Origin of the sequence: Jannaschia sp. Os4 (assembly GCF_016820245.1) — a bacterium.
In the GTDB taxonomy this organism is placed as follows: Bacteria; Pseudomonadota; Alphaproteobacteria; order Rhodobacterales; family Rhodobacteraceae; genus Jannaschia.
In genome coordinates this window covers 618,611-642,000 of record NZ_JAFCAR010000004.1, presented here as the reverse complement: position 1 = coordinate 642,000, position 23,390 = coordinate 618,611, and the positions used below count along the sequence as shown (strand labels likewise).

Here is a 23,390-nt window from a genome sequence, read left to right as displayed (position 1 = left end):
CTCCACGCAGGACGGAGGAGGACCCGGATGGGCCGCGCGCATCTCTACATCATGTCGCTCATCGCGGTGGTCTGGGGCCTCGTGGTGATGGCCGAATACGTGCTGGTCGCCTACGGGCTGCGGATCGGCTGGCTCGCCGACTACCCGCCCGCGCAGATCGAGTGGCTGACGACCTTGCCGGGCTGGGCGCATGGCGCGTTCGGCGTGTGGGCGACGCTCGCCTTGGTGGGGGCCCTCTGCCTCGCCGCGCGGGTGGCGGCGGCGGCGTGGATGCTCGGCATCGCGGCCATCGCGCAGGGGGCGTTGACGGTCTGGGCGCTGCTGCTCGCCGCGCCCCCGGTGCAGACCCTGACGGACGGGCCGGTGACGGCGATCGCGCTTCTGACCTTGGCGCTGTCGCTCCTGCTCTGGGCCTACGCGCGGGGCGAGCGCCGGCGGGCCGAGGGCGTGCTCTGACGCGGTTGCGGCGCGTGGGGCCCCCGTCTATCTCCGCCTGACGGAAACCGTCGGGAATTGTCCATGTCCACCGAGGATCCTGCGCTGGAGGTGCGGGGCCTGACCCGCGTGCTCGGCGGGCGGCCCGTGGTGGACGGCGTGGACCTGACCGTGGCGGCGGGGCAGGTGACGTGCCTGCTCGGCCCGTCGGGCTGCGGCAAGTCGACGACGCTGCGACTAATCGCGGGGCTGGACCGGGCCGACGATGGCGAGATCCGCCTGTCGGGACGCACGGTCGAGGGACCGGGCGTCCACCTGCCGCCGGAGGAGCGGGGCGTCGGGCTGATGTTCCAGGACTTCGCACTGTTCCCCCACCTGACGGTCGCGCAGAACGTCGGGTTCGGGCTCGCCGGGTCGCGCGCGGAGAAGGCGGCGCGCGTGGCCGAGCTGCTGGAGCGGGTCGCGCTGTCGGGCTACGGCGACATGCATCCGCACCAGCTGTCGGGCGGCGAGCAGCAACGCGTCGCGCTCGCGCGGGCCTTGGCCCCGCGGCCTAAGGTCCTGCTGATGGACGAGCCGTTCTCCGGGTTGGACAACCGGCTGCGCGACGGGATCCGCGACGACACGCTCGCAGTGCTCAAGGCGGAGGGCACGGCCGTCCTGCTCGTGACCCACGAGCCAGACGAGGCGATGCGGATGGCCGACTCCATCGCGCTGATGCGGGGCGGGCGGATCGTGCAGATGGCCGCGCCCTACAACCTCTACACCGCGCCAGCGGATCGGGACGCGGCGGCCTTCTTCAGCGACGTCAACCAGCTGGCCGCGACGGTGGAGGGCGCGCTCTGCGACACGCCGTTCGGCCAGTTCCTCGCGCCGGGCCTCGCGGACGGGACGGAGGTGGAGATCGTGTTCCGGCCCCAGCACGTGCGCCTCGACTTCGACCGGGAGGGGCGGGGGCCTGCGCCGACGCCCGCCGAGGGGGTGCCCGCGCGGGGCGTGGTGGAGCGGGCGCGGTTCATGGGGCGCGAGAGCTTGGTCGAGTTCACCATGGCCGACGGTTCGACGCGGGTGACGGCGACCGTGCCCGCGATCTTCCTGCCCAAGCCGGGCACGCCCCTGTGGCTCTCGATCCGCCGGGACCGCTGCTTTGTCTTCCCGAAGGCGCGCGACGCGTAGGACCGGCCCCCGGAACGAGAGACGGCCCGGCGTGCGGTGCGCCGGGCCGTCCGTCGAGTGGAGCTGCGGGCGGTTTGTCCGCCTCTCGCCCCGTCCCTCGTCCTAGGTCAGCTCCCCCACGCGCGGACGGTGCCGCAGTCGACATGGGTGAAGTTGGAGCGGGAGTACTTGCCCACGCCGCCCGCGCGGCAGGCGGCGGCGGCGCGTGCTACTTGGCGCGGCGTGCGCGACGACAGCCGGAGGTCGGCGGCCTGGCCCTTGAGGTGGAGCGAGTTCTTGGCGACCCCGCCGGAGCGGCGGCGCAGCATCTGGTTGGTCGCCGGCGAGCGGTAGCCCGACAGGAGCAGGAACGGCTCCGAGGCATCCACGAGGTTGTGGGTCGCGGCGATGATGTCGACCGTGCGGTTGTCGATCTGCTTCACCTCGTTCCGGCGCCAGTCGCGGAAGAAGAAGTTGATCTCGCGCAGCGCGTCCCGGACGTAGCGGCCCTCGATCCAGTAGATCGTGTCGATCGCCTCGCCCGTCCGGGCGTTGGTCATCCGCAACCTGCGGATGTCTCCGCCGCCCCGAAGGAAGCCGGCGGCGTTGGCGTAGTGGGGTGCCGCGGCGACCGCCGTGGCTGCGAATGCACCGAGGATGCCACGGCGCGTCGGGGCGAAAGCCCCCGAACTGATCGGTTGCGTCACGTTGTTCTGTCCCGTGCCCTGCGGGTCGGTTAATCCGACCTCGCTGTGTGTCATCCCCCAGATGACGCATGACTTGTGGCATATTTGAGGCGCATTCACAGCGATTCGGCCCATCCGGTTTTGCGTGAGCGGTAATCTGCCACGCTTCGGAAACGACCGACTCGCATGGCCCGCGATTCGACATGGGGTGTACCGGTTTCGTTCTTACGAATTCGTGAACGCTCCCTCGGCGTGGCGAATTGCTATACCGGTGGTTGAACGACCGAGGGAATCCCCATGCGCCCGACCCGTCTCCTGTCCGCCGCGGCGCTGGCCGCCGCCTTGGCCTTCGCCGTGCCCGCCGGCGCCACGACGATCACCCCCTTCGCCGCCGCCATGGCGGCCGCGATCGCGGACGGGGACGCGGACGGGGCGGTCGCCGCGTTCTACCGCGAGCGCGACTTCGCGCCGGTCTGGTCGGGCGAGGGCGCGGAGGCGCGGCGGGCGGCGTTCCTGTCGGCGCTCGCGCGGACGCCGCTGCATGCGCTGCCGGCCCGGGGCCTGACGGTCGACGGGCTGCGCGCCGAGTTCGCCGCCGCCGCCACCCCCGCGGCCCGCGCCGAGCTGGACGTGGCGATGACGCGCCGCTTCCTGCGGCTCGCGCACGACATCTCGTCCGGGGTGCTGGACCCGAAGACCGTGGACCGGACCCTCGTGCTGGAGGTCCCGCGCCGCGACGAGGCAGCGCTCCTCGACGCGTGGGCCGGGGGGGATCCGGCCGCGGTGATGCACGACCTGTGGCCCGCGACCCCGCGATACGCCCGCCTGCTTCGCGAGAAGCTGCGGCTGGAGGAGATGGCCGCGCGGGGCGGCTGGGGGCCCGAGGTGCCCGGCGGAAGGCTGGTGCCGGGCGCGTCCGGCGCGGCGGTGGTCGCGCTGCGCGACCGGCTGGTGCGGATGGGCTATGCGGAGCGGTCGGCCACCGCGACCTACGACGACGCGCTGACCGAGGCGGTGCGGGCGTTCCAAGGGGACCACGGGCTCGCCGCCGACGGCGTCGCGGGGACGGGGACGATCCGGGCGCTCAACGTGCCCGTGACGCGCCGCCTGCAGCAGGTGGCGGTGGGCCTGGAGCGGCAGCGCTGGATGAACAAGCCGCTGGAGCCGCGCCACATCCTCGTGAACCTCGCCGAGCAGCACGCCTACGTGGTGGACGACGGCAAGGTCACCTTCGACACGGTGGTGGTGGTCGGGCACCCCGACGCGGACCGGCGCACCCCCGAGTTCAGCCACACCATGACCCACATGGTGGTGAACCCGACGTGGCACGTGCCGCGCTCGATCACCGTGAACGAATACCTCCCCGCCCTGCGCCGGGGCGGCGCGCGGCACCTGCGCATCTACCGCAACGGGCGCGAGGTGAGCCGGTCGTCGATCAACTTCAGCCGCTACACCGCGCGCAACTTCCCCTACTCGCTCAAGCAGCCGCCGGGGAACGGGAATGCCTTGGGGCGGGTGAAGTTCATGTTCCCGAACCCGTGGAACATCTACCTCCACGACACGCAGGCCAAGTCGCTCTTCGGGCGCGACGTCCGCGCGTTCAGCCACGGATGCGTCCGGGTGGGCGACCCGTTCGGGCTGGCCTACCACCTGCTCGCCCCGCAGGAGGCGGACAGCCGAGCCTTCTTCGACGGCATCCTGCGCACCCGGCGGGAGCGCCGCGTCGACATCGCCGCGCCGGTCGGCGTGCATCTCGTGCACTGGTCCGCGTGGGTCGATGCCGAAGGGCGGGCGCAGTATCGCGGGGACGTCTACGGGCGTGACGCCGCGATCCTCGAGGCGCTGCGGGCGGCCGGGGTGGAAACGGCGGCGCGCCGCAGCTAGGTGCGGCGGGCATCGGAGGACGCCCGTCATGCTCACGCTCGACCAGATCGCGGAGGCGCTGGGCCGCCCCGTCCTCGGGGACGGCGCGGTCGAGATATCGGGCGCGGCCGAGCCGTCGGAGGCCGGCCCCCGGGACATCGCGCTCGCCATGTCGCCCGCCTACGCCGCGGGGCTTTCCGCGGGGCGCGCGCGCGCGGCCATCCTGTGGGAGGGCGCCGACTGGGAGGCGATGGGGCTCGAGGCCGCCGTCACCGTGCCCCGCGCGCGGCTCGCCATGGCGACGGTGACGCGGGCGCTGGACGAGGGCCCGGAGATCGAGCCCGGCATCCACCCGACCGCCGTCGTGCACCCGACCGCGTCGATCGGGGCGGACCCACGGATCGGACCCTTCGTGACGGTCGGGCGGGACGCCGTGATCGGCGACAGGGCGCGGATCATGGCGCGGGTCTCCGTGGACGCGGGGGCGGCGGTCGGGGACGACGCGCTGCTGATGACGAGCGCCGTGATCTCCCACCGGGTGCGGATCGGGCACCGCTTCGTCGGCCAAGCCGGCTGCGTCGTGGGCGGGGACGGCCTGTCCTTCGTGACCCCCGAGGAATCGACCGTCGAGCGGGCGCGCCGCTCGCTGGGCGGGGACGCGCGCGCACCTGTGGCGCAGGGCTGGACCCGCATCCACTCGCTGGGGACGGTCGAGATCGGCGACGACGTGGAGGTGGGCTGCAACTCGACCATCGACCGGGGCACCGTGGCGTCCACGGTAATCGGGCGGGGCACCAAGATCGATAACCTCGTGCATGTCGGCCACAACGTCCGCATCGGCGAGGACTGCCTCCTGTGCGGCTGCGTCGGCGTCGCGGGCTCGGCGCGGATCGGAAGCCGCGTGGTGCTGGCGGGGCAGGTCGGCGTCGCGGACAACATCGAGATCGGGGACGACGTGGTGACGGGAGCGGGGACCTTGATCGTGACGCGGGTGCCAGCGGGCAAGGTCCTCTGGGGCTCACCCGCGCTGGAGATGAAGACGCGGATCAGCCTCGACAAGCATGTCCGCCGCCTGCCGCGCCTCGCCGCGCAGGTGGCGGCGCTGCGCGCGGCCGCCGCGGGGGAGGCCACCGGTGACTGACGCGCGCAAGGACGTCGCCACGACGGTGCGCGCCATCGTGGCCGAGCAGGCGATGGTGCCCGAGGAGACCGTGACGCCGGAGACCGTGCCCGCCGAGATCGGCGTGGATTCCATGGGGCTTGTCGAGGCGATCTTCGCCATCGAGGAGGCGTTCGACATCCGCGTGCCGTTCAACGCGAACGCCCCCGCGGAGAGCGCGTTCGACATCTCCTCCGTGGCGGCCATCACCGCGGCCGTCGAGCGGCTGATCGCGGAGCAGAAGCGCACATGAGCGCCGGGCGGCGCGTCGTGATCACCGGCGCGGGCACGATCAACGCCTTGGGCGGGGACGTCGCGGCGACGCGGGCGGCGATGAAGGCGGGGCGCTCCGCCATCGGGCCACTCCGGGTGCGGGACGCGGACCGCCTCTCCATCGCGGTGGGGGCGCAGGTCGAGGGCTACGACCCGGCGGCGCGGTTCTCGCGGCAGGAGCTGACGCTCTACGATCCCGTCACGCAGTTCGCCCTGATCGCCGCGGCGGAAGCGATGGCGCAGGCCGGGCTGGCCGAGGGCGGGGTCGAGCCGTCGCGCGCGGGCGTCATCCTCGGCACCTCGGGCGGCGGGCTGCAGACGCAGGACGAGAACTTCCGCCTCGTCTACGAGGAGCAGCGCAACCGGGTGCACCCCTTCGTCGTGCCGCGCCTGATGAACAACGCGCCGCCCGCGCACGTCTCGATGCGCTACGGCCTGACCGGCCCGTCGATGACGGTGTCCTCCGCCTGCGCCTCGTCGAACCATGCCATCGCGCAGGCGGTGATGACGATCCGCGCGGGGATGGCCGACGTGATGGTGTCGGGCGGGACCGAGGCGATGCTCTGCTTCGGGGGCGTGAAGGCATGGGAAGGGCTGCGCGTGATGTCGTCGGACACCTGCCGCCCGTTCTGCGCGACCCGCTCGGGCATGGTGCAGGGCGAGGGGGCGGCGGTGGTCGTCCTCGAGGAGGAGGCACATGCGCGCGCGCGGGGGGCCCCGATCCTCGGCGAGATCGCGGGCATCGCGATGACCTCGGACGCCGCCGACATCGTGCAGCCCGACCGCGCGGGCGCGGTGGCCGCGATGACGGGGGCGCTGCGCGACGCGGGGCTCGACCCGTCCGACATCGGCTACGTCAACGCCCACGGGACGGGAACGGCGGCGAACGACCGGACGGAGTCGGCGGCGCTGGGGGACGTGTTCGGATCGGTCCCCCCGGTCTCGTCGACCAAGGCGATGCACGGGCACTGCATCGGCGCGACGGGGGCGATCGAGCTGCTCGCGGTGCTGATGGCCTTGGAGGAGGGCGTGATCGCGCCCACCGCCAACTGGCGGGAGGCGGACCCGGACTGCCCGGTGGACTGCGTGCCGAACGCGGCCCGGCCCGCGACCGTGAGGGCGGCCCTCTCGAACGCCTTCGCCTTCGGCGGGCAGAACGCCGTGCTGGCGGTGACGGCGGCCTAGGCCGCCGTCCGCCGCGTCACTGGTTCGCCACCTCGACGGCCGCGAGGCCGGCGGTGAAGCCGGTCAGCGACATGGTCAGTTCGGCCGGCTGGTCGGGCGCGAGCGCGGGCACCACCACCACCGTGGCCGAGGCGCCCCGGCGGAAGCGCTGCAGGTCCTCGGCGGTGAAGCCCAGCCGGGCATAGCAGCCGCCCGCGTCGCAGAACGAGTAGGGGTAGCGGCGCGGCTGGCCGCCATCGATGGTGATCGTCACCTGCGCCGTGAGCAGCGTGCGCAGCGGCGTCAGGATCGTCGCGCCGCCGGCCACCTGCCCGCCGTCCGGCAGGTCGAAGAAGTTCACGTCCGCCGTCGGGTTGCCCTCCTGGTCCGAGAGCCGCTGGTAGAGCTGGCAGGGATCCTCCTGACCCTCGGGCGCGTCGAGGCAGCGCACCTCCCAGTCCCCGTGCTCCTCGCGGACGTAGATCTGCGGCCCCGTCTGGACGGCGGTCTCCGGAGCGCCCGCGGCGGGCGCCCCCGTCGACAGCTCGGTGTTCGGGATCTGCGTCGCGCCGGGGGCGGCCCCTTCTCCCGCCGTGCCGTCGGCCTCGGCCTCGGCGGCGCCTGCGGTGGTCTCGGCGGTCGTCTCTTGGGCGACGCCCGGCGCTGCGGCGAGCGCGAGCCAGAGCGCGGCGGCGAGGGGGGCGCGAAGGGTCATGCGGCGGGTCTCCCGGTCTGATGTCGATCGTCGCCTAGCATGGGGCGGCGCGGGACGGCAGGGGGGATGAGCGGCGCGGCGCCTCCGGTATTCCGCAGGTCCGGGACCGGGGGGCAATGCGAAAAGGGGCCCGCAGAACGAACCCCCTTCCGGTCTTCTTCTCCCCGTCGGACTGGCCGACTTATTGGGGACGGACCTTACCCACGGGCGGGGGGGCGTCAACAGGAAGATCGGCCCGAATGGCGTCGTTTCCGAGCCGGCGACGATGCGCCCGTGCCGCGACGCCGTCCCCTGCGTGGCAACGCCCTGTGCGGCGGCGCGCGCCTTTGCTACGCCCGCCCGCGAGAGGGAGGATCACATGACCGACGGGACCATCTTCGTGGGCGGCGGCGGCCCGGACCACGGCGCCCCCCAGCACTTGCGCCTGGACTACGCGAACCGGCACGGCCTCGTGGCGGGCGCGACGGGCACCGGCAAGACCGTGACCCTGCAGATCCTCGCCCAGGGCTTCTCGGACGCGGGCGTCCCGGTGATCCTGTCGGACGTGAAGGGCGACCTGTCCGGGATGGCCGCGCCGGGGTCCGAGGGCCACAAGCTGCACGGCCCGTTCATGGAGCGCGCGGGCAAGATCGGCCTCGACCTAGAGTATCGCGCGGCCCCCGTGACCTTCTGGGACGTCTGGGGGGAGCAGGGGCATCCGATCCGCACCACGGTGGCCGAGATGGGGCCCCTGCTGCTGGCGCGCCTCTTGGAGCTGTCGGAGGCGCAGGAGGGCGTGCTCAACGTCGCCTTCCGCGTCGCCGACGAGGAGGGACTCGCGCTCTTGGACCTCAAGGACCTGCAGGCGCTGCTGACGTGGGTGGGCGAGAACCGCAAGACGCTGTCCCTGCGCTACGGCAACGTCTCGACGGCGAGCGTGGGCGCGATCCAGCGGCGGCTGCTGGTGCTGGAAGGGCAGGGGGGGACCAACCTGTTCGGCGAGCCCGCGCTGGAGCTGACGGACCTGATCCGCACGGACGCGGACGGGCGCGGCATGGTCAACATCCTCGCTGCCGACCGCCTCATGCAGAGCCCGCGCCTCTACGCGACGCTGCTGCTGTGGCTGCTCTCCGAACTGTTCGAGACGCTGCCCGAGGTCGGCGACCCGGACAAGCCGAAGCTCGTGTTCTTCTTCGACGAGGCGCACCTCCTGTTCGACGGGGCGCCTCGCGCGCTGGTCGAGAAGGTGGAGCAGGTGGCGCGCCTGATCCGGTCCAAGGGGGTGGGCGTCTACTTCGTCACGCAGAACCCCGAAGACGTGCCCGAGGACATCCTCGGGCAGTTGGGCAACCGCGTGCAGCACGCGCTGCGCGCCTACACCGCGAAGGACCGCAAGGCGTTGCGGCAGGCGGCGATGAACTACCGCGAGAACCCCGACTTCGACGTGGAGGACGCGATCCGCGAAGTCGGCGTCGGCGAGGCGGTGACCTCGCTGTTGGAGCGCAAGGGCATTCCCGGGGTGGCGCAGCGCACCCTGATCCGGCCCCCGTCCTCGCGGCTGGGGCCGCTGACCGAGGCCGAGCGGCGGGACGTGATGGCGGGCAGCACCGTCGGCGCGCGCTACGCCGAGGCGGTGGATCGCGATTCGGCCTTCGAGAAGCTCCAGCGCCGGGCCGACGAGGCCGCGAAGGCCGCCGCCGAGGCCGAGGCCGAGGAGGAGCGCGCCGAGGCGCGGGAGCGGGAGTACCGCACCGGGCGGCGCTACTCCGGCGGCAAGGTCGGACGCTCCACGTCCAGGCCGCGCACGCGCTCCAGCCGCAGCGACACCATCGGCGAGGCCTTCGCCAAGTCCGTCGCCCGCCAGATGGGGACCCGGGTCGGCAAGTCCATCGTGCGCGGCGTCCTCGGCGGGCTCTTCCGCGGGCGATGATCGTCCGGTCCGCCCGTCCCTCGGACGCCTTCGAGGCGGGTGCCGTCCACGCCGAGGGGCTGGCCACGGGGCACGCGTCGTTCCGGGACGTGCCGCTCGACGCCGACGACTGGGCGGCGTTCCCGCTCTGCCTCGTGGCGGAGGACCGGGGGCTGGTCGCCGGCTGGGCCGCCGTCGCGCCGTCATCGTCGCGCGAGACCTACCGCGGGGTGGGGGAGGTGAGCCTGTACGTCGCGTCCCGAGTGCGGGGGCGGGGCGTCGGCGCGCGCCTCTTGGCGGAGTTGGTCGACGCATCCGAGATGGCGGGGTGGTGGACGCTGGCGGCATCGATCTTCCCCGAGAACGAGGGCTCGTTGAAGGTGTTCGGCGCGGCGGGCTTCCGCGAGGTGGGGCGGCGCGCGCGCATCGGGCGGATGGCGCACGGGCCGTTCGCCGGGCGGTGGCGGGACACGGTGCTGCTGGAACGGCGGAGCGGGGTGGTGGGGCGCTGATCCCGACGCCGCAGGGTGGGCGATAGCCCACCCGACCGACGCTTGGGCATAGCGCGTGCGTAGGGCTTCGCCCATCCCTTGGGGCGCGGCGGATGGGGTGCGCCGAGGGTTGAGAGGGGGTGAGCGTCACGTTCGCTGCGCGAACATGCGCTTGCCTACTGGGATCGCGCGACGGTGCGCGCGATTCATCACTCCCACTCGATGGTGCCGGGGGGTTTGCTCGTGATGTCGTAGGTCACGCGATTGATGCCGCGCACCTCGTTGATCATCCGCGTCGACGTCTCCAGCAGGAACTCGTGGCTGAACGGATAGACGTCCGCCGTCATCCCGTCGACGCTGGTGACCGCGCGGATCGCGCAGGCCCAGTCGTAGGTCCGCCCGTCGCCCATCACGCCCACGGTGCGGACGGGCAGGATCGCGGCGAAGGCCTGCCAGATGTCGTCGTAGAGGCCGTGGCGGCGGATCTGGTCGATGAACACCGCGTCCGCCTCGCGCAGGATGTCGAGCTTCTCGCGCGTGATCTCGCCCGGGCAGCGGATGGCGAGGCCGGGGCCGGGGAAGGGGTGGCGCCCGATGAAGTGGGCGGGCAGGCCCAGTTCCCGTCCCAGCGCGCGGACCTCGTCCTTGAAGAGCTCGCGCAGCGGCTCGACGAGGGTGAGGCCCATCTTCTCCGGTAGGCCGCCGACGTTGTGGTGGGACTTGATGGTGACCGAGGGGCCGCCGCTGAATGAGACGGATTCGATGACGTCCGGGTAGAGCGTGCCCTGGGCGAGGAACTTGGCGCCCTCGATCCGGTCCGCCTGCTCTTGGAACACGTCGATGAAGAGGCGCCCGATGATCTTGCGCTTGGTCTCGGGGTCGGAGACGCCCTCCAGCTCGCCGAGGAAGCGGTCCTCCTCGCGGGCGTGGATGACCTGCAGGTTCATGTGGTCGCGGAACATCGCCACGACCTCCTTCCCCTCGTCCTTCCGCAGCAGGCCGTGATCCACGAACACGCAGGTGAGCTGGTCGCCCACCGCCTCGTGGATGAGGGCGGCGGCGACCGACGAATCGACCCCGCCGGACAGCGCGCAGATCACCTTGGCGTCGCCCACCTGCGCGCGGATCGCCTCGATCGCCTGCTCGCGGTAGGCGCCCATCGTCCAGTCGCGCGCGAAGCCCGCCGCCTTCACGAAGTTCTCGTAGAGCGTCCGGCCCTTGGGCGTGTGGTGCACCTCCGGATGGAACTGGACGGCGTAGAACCCGCGGTCCGTGTCGGCGGTGATGGCGTAGGGCGCGCCCGGCGAGGTGCCGAACACCTCGAACCCCGGCGCCAGCGCGGCGACGTGGTCGCCGTGGGACATCCACACCTGCTCGCGGTCGTCCCAGCCGTCCGTCAGGGGCAGGGGACGGCTCCGCTCCACGTAGGCGCGCCCGAACTCGGCCGTGCCCTCGCCGCGCCGCACCTCGCCGCCCAGCATGTGCTGCATGACCTGCTGGCCGTAGCAGATGCCGAGGACGGGGACGCCCAGCCCGAACACCTCCGCCGGCGGGCGGGGCGAGCCCGCGTCGGGCACCGAGGCCGGGCCGCCCGACAGGATCACCGCCTTGGGCGCGAAGGCGCGCAGGAAGGCGGCGTCGACCTTCTGGAACGGGTGGATCTCGCAATAGACGCTCAGTTCCCGAAGGCGGCGGGCGATGAGCTGCGTCACCTGAGAGCCGAAATCGACGATCAGCAGGCGTTCGTGGTCGGAGGGATCGGGAGTCGCGGGCGGGTGCTGCATGGGCGGGGGATAGGGCCGCCGGGACGGGGCGGCAAGGTCGCGTTCCGCCCCCATGCGGCGCGGACTGGCCGGGGCGTCCGCGCGCCGCGCGCTATGTCCACGCGCGAGAGCACGGGGGAGCGGGCATGGACGGGACCGAGGGGCGCAGACGGCGGAGCGGGGGCGGCGCGGCGCGGCGCGCGGCACGGACCTCCGGCGCGGTGGAGCAGGCGGGCAAGATCACCCGCGCGATCCCCGACTTCGAGGTGCTGGACGAGGAAGCCCTCCAGATCATCGAGCACAACGCCGAGACCGTGCTGGAGGAGATCGGCGTCGCCTTCGTCGAGAACCCCGCCGCGCTGAAGCGGTGGAAGGAGGCGGGCGCCGACGTGGACGGCGAGCGGGTGCGCATCCCGCGCGGCCTCGCCCGCACGCTCTGCGCGACCGCGCCCGCGACCTTCACCCAACATGCCCGGAACCCCGAGCGCAGCGTCGAGATCGGCGGTCGCAACCTCGTCCTCGCGCCGGTCTACGGCCCGCCCTTCGTGCGCGACGGCGACGGGCGCCGCTACGCCACGATGGCCGACTTCGAGAAGTTCGTGAAGCTGGGCTACATGTCCAAGTGGCTGCAGCATTCCGGCGGCACGGTCTGCGAGCCGACGGACGTGGCCGTCAACAAGCGCCACTTCGACATGCTGCGCGCGCACATGGTCCTGTCGGACAAGCCCTACATGGGATCGGTGACCGAGCCGGTCCGCGCCCTCGATTCGATCGAGATGTCGGACATCCTGTTCGGGGGCCTCGACGACCGGACGGTGATGACGTCGCTGGTCAACATCAACTCGCCGCTGACCTTCGACAACGTGATGATGGGCGCGCTGGAGCACTACGCGGCGGCCAACCAAGCCTGCATCGTGTCGCCCTTCATCGTGGGCGGCGCGATGGCGCCGGTCTCCGTGGCCGGCACGCTGACGCAGGTGCTGGCCGAGGTGCTGGCGGGCGTGGCCTACGCCCAGCTCGTTCGCCTTGGCGCGCCGGTCATCTTCGGGGCCTTCGTCACCTCCATCGACATGGGGTCCGGCGCGCCCACCTTCGGCACGCCCGAGGCCTCGCTCGTCACCTACGGCGCGGGGCAGCTGGCGCGCCGCCTGAACCTGCCGTTCCGGTCGGCGGGGTCGTTCTGCGGCTCAAAGCTGCCCGACGCGCAGGCGGCCTACGAGACGGCCAACTCGCTCAACATGGGGCTGCTGTCGGGCGTGAACTTCATGCTCCACGCCTGCGGCTGGCTGGAGGGCGGGCTGGTGGCGGACTTCGAGAAGTTCGTGATGGACGCCGACCAGTTGGGCGTCCTGCACCGGCTCGCCAAGGGCGTGCAGGTGGACGAGGAGGCGCAGGCGATGGACGCGCTGCACGAGGTGGGGCCCGGCGGGCATTACCTCGGGGCGGGGCACACGCAACGCCACTACGAGACGGCGTTCTGGCGCTCGGAGCTCCTCGACTACAAGCCGTTCGAGACATGGGCCGACGAGGGCGCGCGCGACACGCGGGCCTTGGCGGCGGCGCGGGTTGAGAAGCTGCTTGCGGCCTACGAGCAGCCGCCGCTCGATCCCGCGATCCGCGAGGCGTTGGACGAGTACGTCGCCAAGAAGAAGGCGTCGATGCCGGATGCCTTCTCCTGATCGGGCACGGGGCCGCCCTCGGCCCCGCCGTTCATCCGTAGGGAAGCACTCCCCCTCAGGCCCGCAGTGCGCGCCCCTCCGCCATCAGCGCGATGAGGATGTCGACGTGGCGGGTGATCGAGTACTTCGTGTCCCCGTCGCGCCGCCGCTTCTCCAGCGCGGCCTCGATCGGCAGCAGCGCCTCCAGCGCGGCGCGCGGCGTCGCCGGGATTGCGGCGCGTAGCATGCGGCGCAGGTCGCGGCGTCGCTCGTACGTGGGCTGCCCGGCGGCGGCGGCCTTCACCAAGGTATCCGGGCGGGACAGGGCGGCGACGTCTTGAGTGAGCTTGCACATGGAAGGGCCTCCGAGGGTTCGATTCGGCGGCCATCGTGAACTGTGGCGGAAGGGTGTTGCGTTTGAGGCGGGACCAGCGTTCGGCGCGTCCTTGCCGTTTACGATCCGTAAACGGTCTGCGCTCTGAACCGGGACTATTAACTTCTCGGTAACCGTTCGCCGAGTTCGTGGGCCGCGTCATCCACAGCGCACCGCCCCACCGCCATGCCTGCAATCGCCGCCTCCGCCACCGATTTTCCCGACTGGGTCCCGCGCCCGGCCCGCCTCTACGTGGGCCATGCCTGCGCCGGGCGGTCCCTCCGCGACCTCGCGCGGGCGGAGCGCTGCGCGCCGTCCACCGTGCTGCGGCACGTCCGGCGGCTGGAGGCACGACGGGACGATCCGCTGCTCGACGACGCCCTCGATCGCCTCGCCGAGGCGGTCGCCCCACTCGATCCCACCGAAGAGGATGGTTCCATGTCAGCTCCCACCTTGCGCTCAGATCTGGTCGACGACGCCACCCTCGCCCGCGAGGGGCGCCGCATCCTGCGCCGCCTCACCGAACCCGGCGCCTTCCTCGCCGTCGGGCGCGGCCTCCACCAAGCGGTGGTCATGCGCGAGACGGAGGCCGGGCTCGCGCGGATCGCCACGCTGCCCCGCGCCGTCGCGCAGGCTTTCGTCCTCAAGGACTGGGTCCGCTGCACCCATGCGGGCACCGTCACGCGCTACGCGCTGACCGAGCCGGGGCGGGCGGCGCTGGCCCGCATGCTGTCGGACAAGCTGCGCGCCAAGGCCGCCGCGCGCGGGATGGCCGAGGCCGCCTCGCCCTTCCTTCACCAGCAGGGCGAGCGCGTCGCCGCGACCATCGACGGGCCCGACGGGGCGATGGAGGCGCAGGTGAACCTGTCCGAGTCGCCCCTCGGCGGCCTCGCCCGCAAGCGGGACCGGGACGGCAAGCCGTTCCTGCCCCTCGACCTCGTGGTCGCGGGCGAGCGGCTGCGCGAGGAGTACGAGCGCGCGCAGATGGGCCCGCGGGTCGGCCAGAACTGGGAGCGGTTCCTGACCGCGGGCTGCGATGCCGCGCCGTCGGGACGCGGCCCCTGCGAGGGGCCGTCGGACGCCCGCCGCCGCGTGTCCGAGGCGCTGCGCGCGCTGGGTCCCGGCCTCGCGGACGTGGCGCTCCGCGTCTGTTGCCTCCTCGAAGGCCTCGAGACCGCGGAGAAGCGGATGGGCTGGTCCGCCCGGTCGGGCAAGATCGTCCTGCGGATCGCGCTCCAGCGCCTGCGCGACCACTACGACGGGCCGCGGACCGCCTAGGTCGCCGCCAAGAGCCGCGCCTCGCGCCCCGAGAGCAGCGGACGTGCGGGCCGGCGGGCGGGGCGGGGGCGGGCGAGGTCGGGGAACAGCGCGAGCACCTCGTCCCGCGCCGCCGCCTCCATCGCCGGCAGCACGGTCGCGCCCGGATGGAAGCTCTCGGTCGGCGCGCCGTCGGACAGCACGATCTCGTGGCGGTCGAAGAGCAGGTGGACGTACTCCACCACGCCGCCCTCCAGACGCTGGACCCCCGGACGGTCGAGGAGCGCGGCGGCTGGCGCCAGCACCTCCTCCACCCCGAACAGGAGCGCGGCGTGGGCCGAGCGCAGCAGCACCCGGTGCTGCGGCGAGACCACGAGCGGGGCGACGTTCCCGAGCACGCCCGTCTCGAAGCGGATCGGCGCCAGAGCCCCCTGTGCGGCCACCACCCGGCGCCCGACCCACGCCAGAGGGCGCAGGCCGCGGTCCAGCGTCATCACGAGGTCGCCCGCGCGCAGGTCCTCGACCCGCCGCTTCCCCCGCGCCGCCAGGATCCGCGTCCCCGCGGCGAAGCAGGGTGCCACGCGCACCTCCTCGAAGCCGACGTAGCGGGTCTCGGACCCGTCGGCCCAGCGGACGATGCCGTTCGAGCCGGAGGCGTTGACCGGGATCACCTCGACCACGTCGCCGGACAGCTGCAGCACGTCCGTGCCGCCGCCGCCGCCGACGGCCTGCCGCAGGCCAGGCCCCTCGAGCGAGAGGGTGTCGTCCCCTTGGGCTAGCCGCACGATGTCGGCGGTGGCGTCCGGCCCGAGCGAGACCGAGTCGTCCCCTCGCCCGCCGTCGATCCGGCCCGCCGCCGCCCGCCCGTCCAACGTGATCGCGTCGTCCCCGTCGCCCCCGTCAATCCGGTCGCTCCGCGCGAGGTCGGACAGCCCGATCGAATCGTCCCCGCCGCCGCCGTCGATCCGGTCGGCCCGCGCGGTGCCCGACAACCGGATCGTGTCGTCGCCGTCGCCCGTGTCGATCCGGCGGACCGAGCCGGACCCCTGCACCACCTCGTCGTCGCCATCGGCCATCCGCACCGCCCCGACCTGGCTCCCGCCGGTCAGGGAGAGCGCGTCGTCGCCCGAACCGAGGGCCACGCGGTCGATCTGGGCCGAGACGAGCGACACGTCGTCGTCCCGCCCGTCGCCCGCCATGTCCTCCATCGGCACGAGGGCGCGCGCCCCCATCAGGAAGGGATCGTCCTGCAGGTGATCGACATGGGTGTTCCGCAGGATCACGTCCGCGAGCCCGCCCGCCCGCGCGTCGGCGATGATCTCCGCCCCCAGCGCGGGGTCGAGGGCGAGGAAGGTCTCGTCCGCCGTGGCGGTGCGCACGAACTGGTCCGCGATGATATGGGTGAAGAGCGGACCCGCCATCGAGCCGGGGAGGTGGTCCTCGGCCAAGCCGCCGACCCACAGGTCGACCTGGTGGACGTCGTCGTAGGCCGCGGCCAGCTCCGCCTGCAGCGCCGGGTCGTCCGTGATGATCGAGAAGTCCTGCGGGTCCAGCGTCGCGGGGTCGATGTCGCCGAGCAGTTGCGCGCGGACGTCCACGTAGGAGCCGATGCCATGATCGGCGGCGCGCATCAGGTTCAGCGCGGGCAGGGAGAAGCCCGACACCCCCTCCGGCGTGGCGAGGAAGAAGTTCAGCGCGTCGACGACCTTCGTGTCCAGCTCCTCCGCCGACTGGCCCGCCATGCCGCGCAGGAAGTCGTCGATGCCGCCCTCGCGGACGTGGGACGGGTCGAAGAACGCGTCCATGAGCGACAGCGAGCCCGTGTCCGCGCCCGCGTCGCCCACCCGGAGGAGGTGGTCGGCCACCATCGTGTGCCCGAACCGGAAGGCCGCGGTGGAGAACTCGAGCGCCACCTCGCCCACCGCGTCCGGGTCGTGCGCCAGACCCTCCGGATCGCCCACCGCATTGCCCACGAGGAGCGGGAGCCATTCCTCGTAGGTGATCTTCTGGATCTGGAACTCGACGATCTGACGTGCGCCCTGGAACAGCTGCTCGTCGTCCCAGTCGGGATGCGCCTCGGCCAGCCGCTCCGCCCAGTGGTTGTGCTCGCGGGCCATCAGCGTGTGGAGCGACAGCAGGTTCGGGTTTTCGTTCGCCCGCACGTCGCCCGCGAGGAAGACGGCGTCCTCGCCCTCGGTGTCGCCCGCCATGACCACGTCCGGCGTGGCGGTCGGCAGCAGCCCGAACATGGAGTTCGGATCCTCGTCCATCCGCAGCCGACCGCCCTCGAAGGCGCGGAGGTCGGCCTCGCGCCCCTCGTTGGAGCCGTAGACCATCGAGCCATCGATCTGCCACGAGATCGCGTTCCCGAACTGCAGCGGGCCGGTCCCGCCGCTTCCTTCCATCGCCTCCGACCGGGTCACGTCGTGGTCCCCGAAGGCGCCCGCGAACATCACGTCCTCGCCATCCGGCGTCAGCGACAGGTCGTGGTCGAGGAACTGGCCCCACGTCGTGAAGAGCGCCGAGGCCCCGGAGGCCGCCTCGGTCGGGCCGTCCTGATCGAAGAGCGTGCGCGCCACCTCCAGCGGGTCGGCGCCCTCGTGCATCTCCGACACGCCGTCGGCGTAGCGGGCCTCCGTGAGGCGCGGCATCTCGGACAGCTGCGCGAGGAACGGGCAGCGGGCGGCGGCGGACTCGGTCGGATCGGAGGTCATGGCATCGTCACGCGGGGCAGGGGCTCACGCGGTCGTGACCGAGGAAAGCGGCATCGGCGGGGCGATGCGGGGGCGGAGGCGGCGCGGACCGCTCGGGTCCGCGCCGCGAGGGTCAGCGGTTCTCGACGTCGACGTAGTCGCGCTGCGAGGGGCCGGTGTAGAGCTGGCGCGGGCGCCCGATCTTCATCGCCGGATCGGAGAGCTGCTCCTTCCACTGCGAGATCCAGCCCACCGTGCGCGACAGCGCGAAGATCGGCGTGAACATCGAGGTCGGGAAGCCCATCGCCTCGAGGATGATGCCCGAGTAGAAGTCGACGTTCGGGAACAGCTTCTTCTCGGCGAAGTACGGATCGTCGAGCGCCTGCTTCTCCAGCTCCTTGGCGACCTTGAGCGTGTCGTTGTCCTCGACGCCCAGCAGGTCCAGAACCTCGTCCGCGCTCTCCTTCATCACGGTCGCGCGGGGGTCGAAGTTCTTGTAGACCCGGTGACCGAACCCCATCAGGCGGAACGGGTCGTTCTTGTCCTTCGCCCGGGCGATGAACTCGGGGATGCGGTCCACGGTGCCGATCTCGCGCAGCATCTCGAGGCAGGCCTGGTTCGCGCCGCCATGGGCCGGCCCCCACAGGCACGCGATGCCGGCGGCGATGCAGGCGAAGGGGTTCGCGCCCGACGACGAGGCCAGCCGCACCGTCGAGGTGGAGGCGTTCTGCTCGTGATCCGCGTGAAGGGTGAAGATGCGGTCCATCGCGCGGGCGAGGATCGGATCGACCTGATACTGCGCCGAGGGGACCGAGAAGCACATCTGCAGGAAGTTAGACGCGTAATCGAGGTCGTTCTGCGGGTACACGAAGGGCTGGCCGATCGAGTACTTGTAGGCCATCGCCGCGATGGTCGGCATCTTGGCGATCATGCGGATCGAGGCGACCTCGCGCTGCCACGGGTCGTTGATGTCCGTCGAGTCGTGGTAGAACGCGGCCATGGCGCCGACCACGCCGACCATGATCGCCATCGGGTGCGCGTCGCGGCGGAAGCCCCGGAAGAAGTAGTGCATCTGCTCGTGCAGCATCGTGTGCATCGTCACGCGCTGGGTGAAATCCTCCAACTGCGCGCCGGTCGGCAGCTCACCGTAGAGCAGCAGGTAGCACACCTCGAGGTAGTGCGACTTCTGGGCGAGCTGATCGATGGGATAGCCGCGGTGCAGCAAGACGCCTGCGTCGCCGTCGATGTAGGTGATCGCGGAATCGCACGAGGCGGTGGAGGTGAAGCCCGGATCGTAGGTGAAGACGCCCGCCTGCGCGTAGAGCTTGCGGATGTCGACCACGTCGGGTCCTTCGGAGGGCGAGTGGATCGGCAGGTCGTAGGACTCCCCGCCGATCTCGAGATGGGCCTTGCGGGTGTCGTCGGTGCGGCTGCCGTCCATGGGCGATCCCTCGTATTGGCCTGAACGTCACCGCGCAGGACTTTGTTTTATCAGCGAAACACCGTTCCGCGGGGCGGGCCGCGCGGTCAGGCCGTCGCGGCGTCCGAAAGGCGCGCGAGGGTCTCCTCCCGACCCAAGGCGACCATCATGTCGAAGACGCTCGGCGTCGCGGTCCGCCCGGCGAGGGCGGCGCGCAGCGGGGCCGCGACCTTGCCCAGGCCGACCCCCCGCGCTTCGGCCACCCGGCCGGCGGCCGCCTCCAAGGCGTCGCGGTCCCAATTTGCATTTTGCAGGTGCGGCGTCAATTCGGCGAGCACCTCCGCCCCCTCGCCGGCCAAGGCCTTGGCGGCCTTGTCATCGGGCGCGACCGGGCGGTCCACCAAGGCGAAGCGCGCCTTCTCCACGACCTGCGGCAGGGTTCGCGCGCCCTCCTTCACCAAGGGCACCGCGACGGCCAGCCGGGCGGGGTCCAGCGGCGGCTCCCCGGCCCGCCGCGCCCAGTCGAGCGCCGCGTCCACCACCGCCGCGTCCTCCATCGCGGACAGGTGCTGCCCCGAGAGGTTCTCCAGCTTCTTCAGGTCCAGCCGCGCGGGCGCCCGGCCGATCCCCTCCAGCCCGAACAACGCACGGGCCTGCGCATCGTCGAAATACTCCGCGTCCCCGTGGCTCCATCCCAGCCGCGCGAGGTAGTTGCGCATCGCCCGCGCGGGGTAGCCCATCACGGCGTACTCGCCCACCGCCGTCGCCCCGTGGCGCTTGGACAGCTTCTTGCCGTCCGCCCCGTGGATCAGCGGGATGTGCGCCCAGACCGGCTCGTCCCACCCCATCGCGCGGTAGATCTGCGCCTGCCGCGCCGCGTTGTTGAGATGGTCGTCGCCGCGGATCACGTGGCTCACGCCCATGTCGTGGTCGTCCACCACGACGGCCAGCATGTAGGTCGGCGTCCCGTCGGCCCGCAGCAGCACCATGTCGTCGAGCTGCGCGTTGCGCGTGGTGACGTCGCCCTGCACGGCATCGCGGATCACGGTCTCGCCCTCGCGCGGGGCCTTCAGGCGGATCACGGACGGCCCCTCGCCGGGGGCCTCGGCCTCCCGCCACGGGGACTGGAACAGGGTCGCGCGTCCCTCGGCCTTGGCCGCCTCGCGCGCGGCGGCGATCTCGTCCTGCGACGACCAGCAGCGATAGGCGTGGCCCGCCTCCAGCATCGACTGGGCCACCTCGGCGTGGCGGGCGGCCCGCGACGCTTGGGACACCGCCTCGCCGTCCCAGTCGAGGCCGAGCCACGCCAGCCCCTCGAAGATCGCGTCCGTCGCCGCCTGCGTCGAGCGCGCTTTGTCCGTGTCCTCGATCCGCAGCACGAACCGCCCGCCGTTCGCCCGCGCGAAGAGCCAGTTGAACAGCGCCGTGCGCGCCCCCCCGATATGAAGGTCGCCGGTGGGCGAGGGGGCGAAGCGGGTGACGATGTCGGGCATGACGGCTCCTGCGGTGCGGCGCGGGCCGTTAACGCGCGGTTAACGCGGCCCTGCGAGGGTCGCGGCGCTCCTACCGGGGGGGGCGTTGCGCGGCAAGGCGGGGTCCATGACCGAGACGGCCACCGGCATGGTCCACGGGCGCGCGACGCTCGCGGACCGCATCGAGGCGTGGGGCGGCGCGATGCGCGGGCGCCGCCTGCCGTGGTGCGCGACCGCCTTCGGGACCGGCGTCGGCGCCTACTTCGCCCTCCCGGCCGAGCCGCCCGACGCCGCGCCCCTCCTCCTCGGCCTCCTGTGCGCGACGCTCGGCTGGGCGGCGTGGTCCGGGCGCGCGGGCCGGGGATGGCCCGCCCTCGTCCTGCTCTTCACCCTCGCCGGCCTCGCGGCGGCCCAGACGCGCACGATGTCGGTCGCGGGCCCGGTCCTCGAATGGCGCAGCTACGGCCCGGTCGAGGGCCGCGTGATCAAGGTCGACCGCTCCGCCTCCGACAAGCCGCGCATCACCCTCGACCGCGTGCGCCTCGACATGGACCCGGCCCGCACCCCGGAGCGCGTCCGGCTCTCGCTGCACGGCGACGACCCGTGGGTGCCCCCCATCGGCGCGCGGGTGATGACGACGGCCCACCTCGCGCCCCCCGCCGGGCCGACCGAGCCGGGCGGCTTCGACTTCCAGCGCCACGCGTGGTTCCTGCGGCTGGGCGCGGTCGGCTACACTCGCGTCCCCGTCCTGCTCGCCGCGCCGGAGAGCCGCGCGGGCCCCGTCGCCCGCGTCCGCGCCGCGCTGACCGACCATCTCCGGACGTCCATGCCGGGGCAGGGCGGCGCGGTCGCCGCCGCGATCGTCACCGGCGACCGCGCCGCGCTGGACCCCGCGACCGTGCAGGCGCTGCGCGACTCGAACCTCGCCCACCTGCTCGCGATCTCGGGCCTGCACATGGGACTCCTCGCGGGGCTCGTGTTCTGGGTCGTGCGCGCGTCTCTCTCGCTCTGGCCCCATGCCGCGCTGCGGTGGCCGGTGAAGGGCATCGCGGCGGCGGTCGCGCTGCCCGTCGCCTTCGCCTACCTCCACGTCTCCGGCATGGGCGTGGCCACCCAGCGGGCCTTCGTGATGACGGCCGTGGTGCTGGGCGCCGTCCTCTTGGGCCGCCGCGCGCTGACCCTGCGCGGCGTGGCCCTCGCCGCGCTGATCGTGCTCGCCCTCATGCCGGAGGCCCTGACCGGTCCCGGCTTCCAGATGTCGTTCGCCGCCACCGCCGCGCTCGTCCTCGCGTTCCGCGCCCTCGGACGGCGCGGCCCCCGCTGGGCAGGCCCGGTGATCGGCCTCGTGGTCGCCTCGGCCGTGGCGGGCGCGGCGACGGGGCCGTTCGCCGCCGCGCATTTCAACCGGATGGTGCCGTGGGGGCTCGTGGCCAACCTCGCCGCCGTGCCCGCCATGGGGCTCTTGGTGATGCCCGCGCTGCTGGCGGGGCTGATCCTCTCGCCCGTGGGGCTCGAGGCGATCCCGTTCGCCCTCGCCGAATGGGGCATCGCGTGGATCGCGGGCGTGGCGGCCACCGTCGCCGACTGGCCGGGCGCGGTGCGCCCGGTCCCGGCGCCGGGCGCGTGGGTGCTGCCGCTGCTGGGGTTCGGCGCGGCGGCCTTCGCCTGCGCCGGCGGCGCCCGGCGCGGGGCGGGGGCCGCGATCTTCGCCGCGGGCCTCGCGCTCTGGGCGCAGGCCGAGCGGCCCCCGGTGCTCGTCTCGGCGGACGGTCGCCTGATCGGCTGGATGGGGCCGGAGGGCCGCGCGCTCTCCAAGCCGAAGGGCGCGGGCTTCGCCGCGGCCCGCTGGCTGGAGGACGACGGCGACGTCGCCGACCAGCCCGCCGCCGCCATGCGGGGCAGCCCCCTCGCGCGGTCCGTCGCAAGCGTGCCGAAGGACGCCGAGGTGCCATGCGACGGCACGCTCTGGGTTCAGCCGCTCCCCGAGGGCGCCCGCCCGCCCTGTCCGGTCATCGACGCCGACCTGCTGGCGAAGGGCGGCGCGCTCGCGCTGTGGCCGGACGGGGCGGGGTGGCGCACGGTGACCACGCGGGAGGTGCAGGGACGGCGCCCGTGGGTGCCTCGCTAGACGGGGCGGACCCGCGCCCCGGTCGACTACCGTTTCGCGCGTCAAGGCCGCGACGAAGGAGGGCCGCACCTCGCCGGCGCGGCCCTCGAACGTCCGGCGGTCCCAGCGGACGTCCCGGGGACGAAGCCGTCAGTAGGTGCGGATCAGCCCCACGAGGCGGCCCTGCACCGCGACCTGGTCGTCGCGGAAGCGGCGGTCCTCGAAGGCGGGGTTGGCAGCCTCCAGCACGATCTCGCCCTTGTTGCGGCGGAAGGTCTTCAGCGTCGCCTCGTGCCCCTCGACAAGGGCCACCACGATGTCGCCGTCGCGCGCGTCCCGCTGCTCCCGGATCACGACGACGTCGCCGTCGTTGATGCCCGCCTCGATCATCGACTCGCCCTGCACCTCCAAGGCGAAGTGGTCGGCGTTGCCCACGACCATGGAGCCGGGGACGGGCAGGTGGCGGGCGACCTCGCTGATCGCCTCGATCGGAACGCCCGCCGCGATGCGGCCCATGACCGGTAGGTCGACCGCCTCGGCCACCTGGAACGCGGCCGTCGGCGCCTTCGCCTTGGGCATCGGCACGACGGTGTCGTCGGGCATGCGCACGATCTCGATGGCGCGGGCCCGGTGCGCGAGGCGGCGGATGAAGCCGCGCTCCTCGAGGGCCGTGATCAGGCGGTGGATGCCCGACTTGGACCGCAGGTCCAGCGCGTCCTTCATCTCGTCGAAGGACGGCGGCACGCCGTCCTTGGACATGCGCGCGTGGATGAATTCGAGGAGGTCGCGCTGCTTCCGCGTCAACATGTTTCGGTCCT

The 23,390-nt window shown here is 72.8% G+C and carries 19 protein-coding genes; 11 read left to right on the top strand and 8 right to left on the bottom strand.

Annotation, left to right across the window (positions count from 1 at the left end; translation table 11 throughout):
• Window positions 1-27: 27 nt before the first annotated feature.
• Window positions 28-456, top strand: a complete 429-nt coding sequence (locus JQC91_RS12060) for a hypothetical protein (protein ID WP_203287053.1) — start codon at window positions 28-30, stop codon at window positions 454-456.
• 63 nt (window positions 457-519) lie between these two features.
• Entirely contained in the window at window positions 520-1,611 is a 1,092-nt protein-coding gene (locus tag JQC91_RS12055; protein ID WP_203287052.1) for an ABC transporter ATP-binding protein, read from the top strand.
• A 107-nt stretch (window positions 1,612-1,718) separates the two neighbouring features.
• Here JQC91_RS12055 and JQC91_RS12050 read toward each other — a convergent pair whose 3' ends face one another.
• On the bottom strand, window positions 1,719-2,297 hold the full coding sequence (locus JQC91_RS12050) for a DUF882 domain-containing protein (protein WP_343069965.1): 579 nt from the start codon (window positions 2,295-2,297) through the stop codon (window positions 1,719-1,721).
• A gap of 276 nt (window positions 2,298-2,573) precedes the next feature.
• On the opposite strand from JQC91_RS12050, the gene JQC91_RS12045 reads away from it, so the two are divergent.
• Genes JQC91_RS12045 through JQC91_RS12030 form a run of 4 tightly spaced genes read left to right on the top strand, consistent with a single transcriptional unit; the run spans window position 2,574 to window position 6,756 of the window.
• On the top strand, window positions 2,574-4,160 hold the full coding sequence (locus JQC91_RS12045) for a L,D-transpeptidase family protein (protein WP_203287050.1): 1,587 nt from the start codon (window positions 2,574-2,576) through the stop codon (window positions 4,158-4,160).
• 28 nt (window positions 4,161-4,188) lie between these two features.
• Window positions 4,189-5,280, top strand: a complete 1,092-nt coding sequence (locus JQC91_RS12040; RefSeq protein ID WP_203287049.1) for a UDP-3-O-(3-hydroxymyristoyl)glucosamine N-acyltransferase — start codon at window positions 4,189-4,191, stop codon at window positions 5,278-5,280.
• On the top strand, window positions 5,273-5,551 hold the full coding sequence (locus JQC91_RS18020) for an acyl carrier protein (protein ID WP_343069964.1): 279 nt from the start codon (window positions 5,273-5,275) through the stop codon (window positions 5,549-5,551). The genes JQC91_RS12040 and JQC91_RS18020 overlap by 8 nt, the downstream gene beginning before the upstream one ends.
• Entirely contained in the window at window positions 5,548-6,756 is a 1,209-nt protein-coding gene (locus JQC91_RS12030) for a beta-ketoacyl-[acyl-carrier-protein] synthase family protein (protein ID WP_203287047.1), read from the top strand. The genes JQC91_RS18020 and JQC91_RS12030 overlap by 4 nt, the downstream gene beginning before the upstream one ends.
• 16 nt (window positions 6,757-6,772) lie before the next feature.
• On the opposite strand, the gene JQC91_RS12025 is transcribed toward JQC91_RS12030, so the two are convergent.
• Window positions 6,773-7,450 (bottom strand): invasion associated locus B family protein, encoded by a 678-nt coding sequence (locus JQC91_RS12025; RefSeq protein ID WP_203287046.1) that lies wholly within the window; start codon window positions 7,448-7,450, stop codon window positions 6,773-6,775.
• A 358-nt stretch (window positions 7,451-7,808) separates the two neighbouring features.
• On the opposite strand from JQC91_RS12025, the gene JQC91_RS12020 reads away from it, so the two are divergent.
• Complete coding sequence (locus JQC91_RS12020) at window positions 7,809-9,359, top strand: helicase HerA-like domain-containing protein (RefSeq protein ID WP_203287045.1); 1,551 nt, start codon at window positions 7,809-7,811, stop codon at window positions 9,357-9,359.
• On the top strand, window positions 9,356-9,850 hold the full coding sequence (locus JQC91_RS12015) for a GNAT family N-acetyltransferase (protein WP_203287044.1): 495 nt from the start codon (window positions 9,356-9,358) through the stop codon (window positions 9,848-9,850). The genes JQC91_RS12020 and JQC91_RS12015 overlap by 4 nt, the downstream gene beginning before the upstream one ends.
• Window positions 9,851-10,038: 188 nt before the next feature.
• On the opposite strand, the gene guaA is transcribed toward JQC91_RS12015, so the two are convergent.
• A complete protein-coding gene (gene guaA, locus JQC91_RS12010) occupies window positions 10,039-11,613 on the bottom strand; it encodes a glutamine-hydrolyzing GMP synthase (RefSeq protein ID WP_203287043.1) in 1,575 nt (524 codons plus the stop codon).
• A 125-nt stretch (window positions 11,614-11,738) separates the two neighbouring features.
• On the opposite strand from guaA, the gene JQC91_RS12005 reads away from it, so the two are divergent.
• Complete coding sequence (locus JQC91_RS12005) at window positions 11,739-13,271, top strand: trimethylamine methyltransferase family protein (RefSeq protein WP_203287042.1); 1,533 nt, start codon at window positions 11,739-11,741, stop codon at window positions 13,269-13,271.
• Window positions 13,272-13,326: 55 nt separating this feature from the next.
• Here JQC91_RS12005 and JQC91_RS12000 read toward each other — a convergent pair whose 3' ends face one another.
• Window positions 13,327-13,605: a DUF6477 family protein gene (locus JQC91_RS12000; protein ID WP_203287041.1), complete on the bottom strand. Its 279-nt coding sequence runs from the start codon at window positions 13,603-13,605 to the stop codon at window positions 13,327-13,329.
• A 204-nt stretch (window positions 13,606-13,809) separates the two neighbouring features.
• Between JQC91_RS12000 and JQC91_RS11995 the strand changes: the two genes are divergently transcribed.
• On the top strand, window positions 13,810-14,901 hold the full coding sequence (locus JQC91_RS11995) for a DUF6456 domain-containing protein (RefSeq protein ID WP_203287040.1): 1,092 nt from the start codon (window positions 13,810-13,812) through the stop codon (window positions 14,899-14,901).
• On the opposite strand, the gene JQC91_RS11990 is transcribed toward JQC91_RS11995, so the two are convergent.
• From JQC91_RS11990 to gltX, 3 genes are all read right to left on the bottom strand, one after another.
• Window positions 14,898-17,594, bottom strand: a complete 2,697-nt coding sequence (locus tag JQC91_RS11990) for a peroxidase family protein (RefSeq protein WP_203287039.1) — start codon at window positions 17,592-17,594, stop codon at window positions 14,898-14,900. The two genes, JQC91_RS11995 and JQC91_RS11990, sit on opposite strands and share 4 nt — an antisense overlap.
• 112 nt (window positions 17,595-17,706) lie before the next feature.
• Window positions 17,707-19,014, bottom strand: a complete 1,308-nt coding sequence (gltA, locus tag JQC91_RS11985) for a citrate synthase (RefSeq protein ID WP_203287038.1) — start codon at window positions 19,012-19,014, stop codon at window positions 17,707-17,709.
• 86 nt (window positions 19,015-19,100) lie between these two features.
• Window positions 19,101-20,486, bottom strand: coding sequence for a glutamate--tRNA ligase (gltX, locus tag JQC91_RS11980; RefSeq protein ID WP_203287037.1), 1,386 nt, complete (start codon window positions 20,484-20,486; stop codon window positions 19,101-19,103).
• Window positions 20,487-20,592: 106 nt separating this feature from the next.
• Here gltX and JQC91_RS11975 point away from each other — a divergent pair, with 106 nt between their 5' ends.
• A complete protein-coding gene (locus tag JQC91_RS11975) occupies window positions 20,593-22,593 on the top strand; it encodes a ComEC/Rec2 family competence protein (protein ID WP_203287036.1) in 2,001 nt (666 codons plus the stop codon).
• A gap of 129 nt (window positions 22,594-22,722) precedes the next feature.
• Here JQC91_RS11975 and lexA read toward each other — a convergent pair whose 3' ends face one another.
• Window positions 22,723-23,379 carry a transcriptional repressor LexA gene (lexA, locus tag JQC91_RS11970; RefSeq protein ID WP_203287035.1) on the bottom strand — a complete coding sequence of 219 codons (657 nt, stop codon included), beginning with the start codon at window positions 23,377-23,379 and terminating at the stop codon, window positions 22,723-22,725.
• Window positions 23,380-23,390: the final 11 nt, after the last annotated feature.

What these genes read in the sequence shown, in the direction of transcription:
- JQC91_RS12060 (WP_203287053.1), top strand. Translation starts at nt 28, where the DNA reads ATGGGCCGCGCGCATCTCTACATCATGTCGCTCATCGCGGTGGTCTGG.
- JQC91_RS12055 (WP_203287052.1), top strand. Translation starts at nt 520, where the DNA reads ATGTCCACCGAGGATCCTGCGCTGGAGGTGCGGGGCCTGACCCGCGTG.
- JQC91_RS12045 (WP_203287050.1), top strand. Translation starts at nt 2,574, where the DNA reads ATGCGCCCGACCCGTCTCCTGTCCGCCGCGGCGCTGGCCGCCGCCTTG.
- JQC91_RS12040 (WP_203287049.1), top strand. Translation starts at nt 4,189, where the DNA reads ATGCTCACGCTCGACCAGATCGCGGAGGCGCTGGGCCGCCCCGTCCTC.
- JQC91_RS12030 (WP_203287047.1), top strand. Translation starts at nt 5,548, where the DNA reads ATGAGCGCCGGGCGGCGCGTCGTGATCACCGGCGCGGGCACGATCAAC.
- JQC91_RS12025 (WP_203287046.1), bottom strand. Translation starts at nt 7,450, where the DNA reads ATGACCCTTCGCGCCCCCCTCGCCGCCGCGCTCTGGCTCGCGCTCGCC.
- JQC91_RS12020 (WP_203287045.1), top strand. Translation starts at nt 7,809, where the DNA reads ATGACCGACGGGACCATCTTCGTGGGCGGCGGCGGCCCGGACCACGGC.
- JQC91_RS12015 (WP_203287044.1), top strand. Translation starts at nt 9,356, where the DNA reads ATGATCGTCCGGTCCGCCCGTCCCTCGGACGCCTTCGAGGCGGGTGCC.
- guaA (WP_203287043.1), bottom strand. Translation starts at nt 11,613, where the DNA reads ATGCAGCACCCGCCCGCGACTCCCGATCCCTCCGACCACGAACGCCTG.
- JQC91_RS12005 (WP_203287042.1), top strand. Translation starts at nt 11,739, where the DNA reads ATGGACGGGACCGAGGGGCGCAGACGGCGGAGCGGGGGCGGCGCGGCG.
- JQC91_RS12000 (WP_203287041.1), bottom strand. Translation starts at nt 13,605, where the DNA reads ATGTGCAAGCTCACTCAAGACGTCGCCGCCCTGTCCCGCCCGGATACC.
- JQC91_RS11995 (WP_203287040.1), top strand. Translation starts at nt 13,810, where the DNA reads ATGCCTGCAATCGCCGCCTCCGCCACCGATTTTCCCGACTGGGTCCCG.
- JQC91_RS11990 (WP_203287039.1), bottom strand. Translation starts at nt 17,594, where the DNA reads ATGACCTCCGATCCGACCGAGTCCGCCGCCGCCCGCTGCCCGTTCCTC.
- gltA (WP_203287038.1), bottom strand. Translation starts at nt 19,014, where the DNA reads ATGGACGGCAGCCGCACCGACGACACCCGCAAGGCCCATCTCGAGATC.
- gltX (WP_203287037.1), bottom strand. Translation starts at nt 20,486, where the DNA reads ATGCCCGACATCGTCACCCGCTTCGCCCCCTCGCCCACCGGCGACCTT.
- JQC91_RS11975 (WP_203287036.1), top strand. Translation starts at nt 20,593, where the DNA reads ATGACCGAGACGGCCACCGGCATGGTCCACGGGCGCGCGACGCTCGCG.
- lexA (WP_203287035.1), bottom strand. Translation starts at nt 23,379, where the DNA reads ATGTTGACGCGGAAGCAGCGCGACCTCCTCGAATTCATCCACGCGCGC.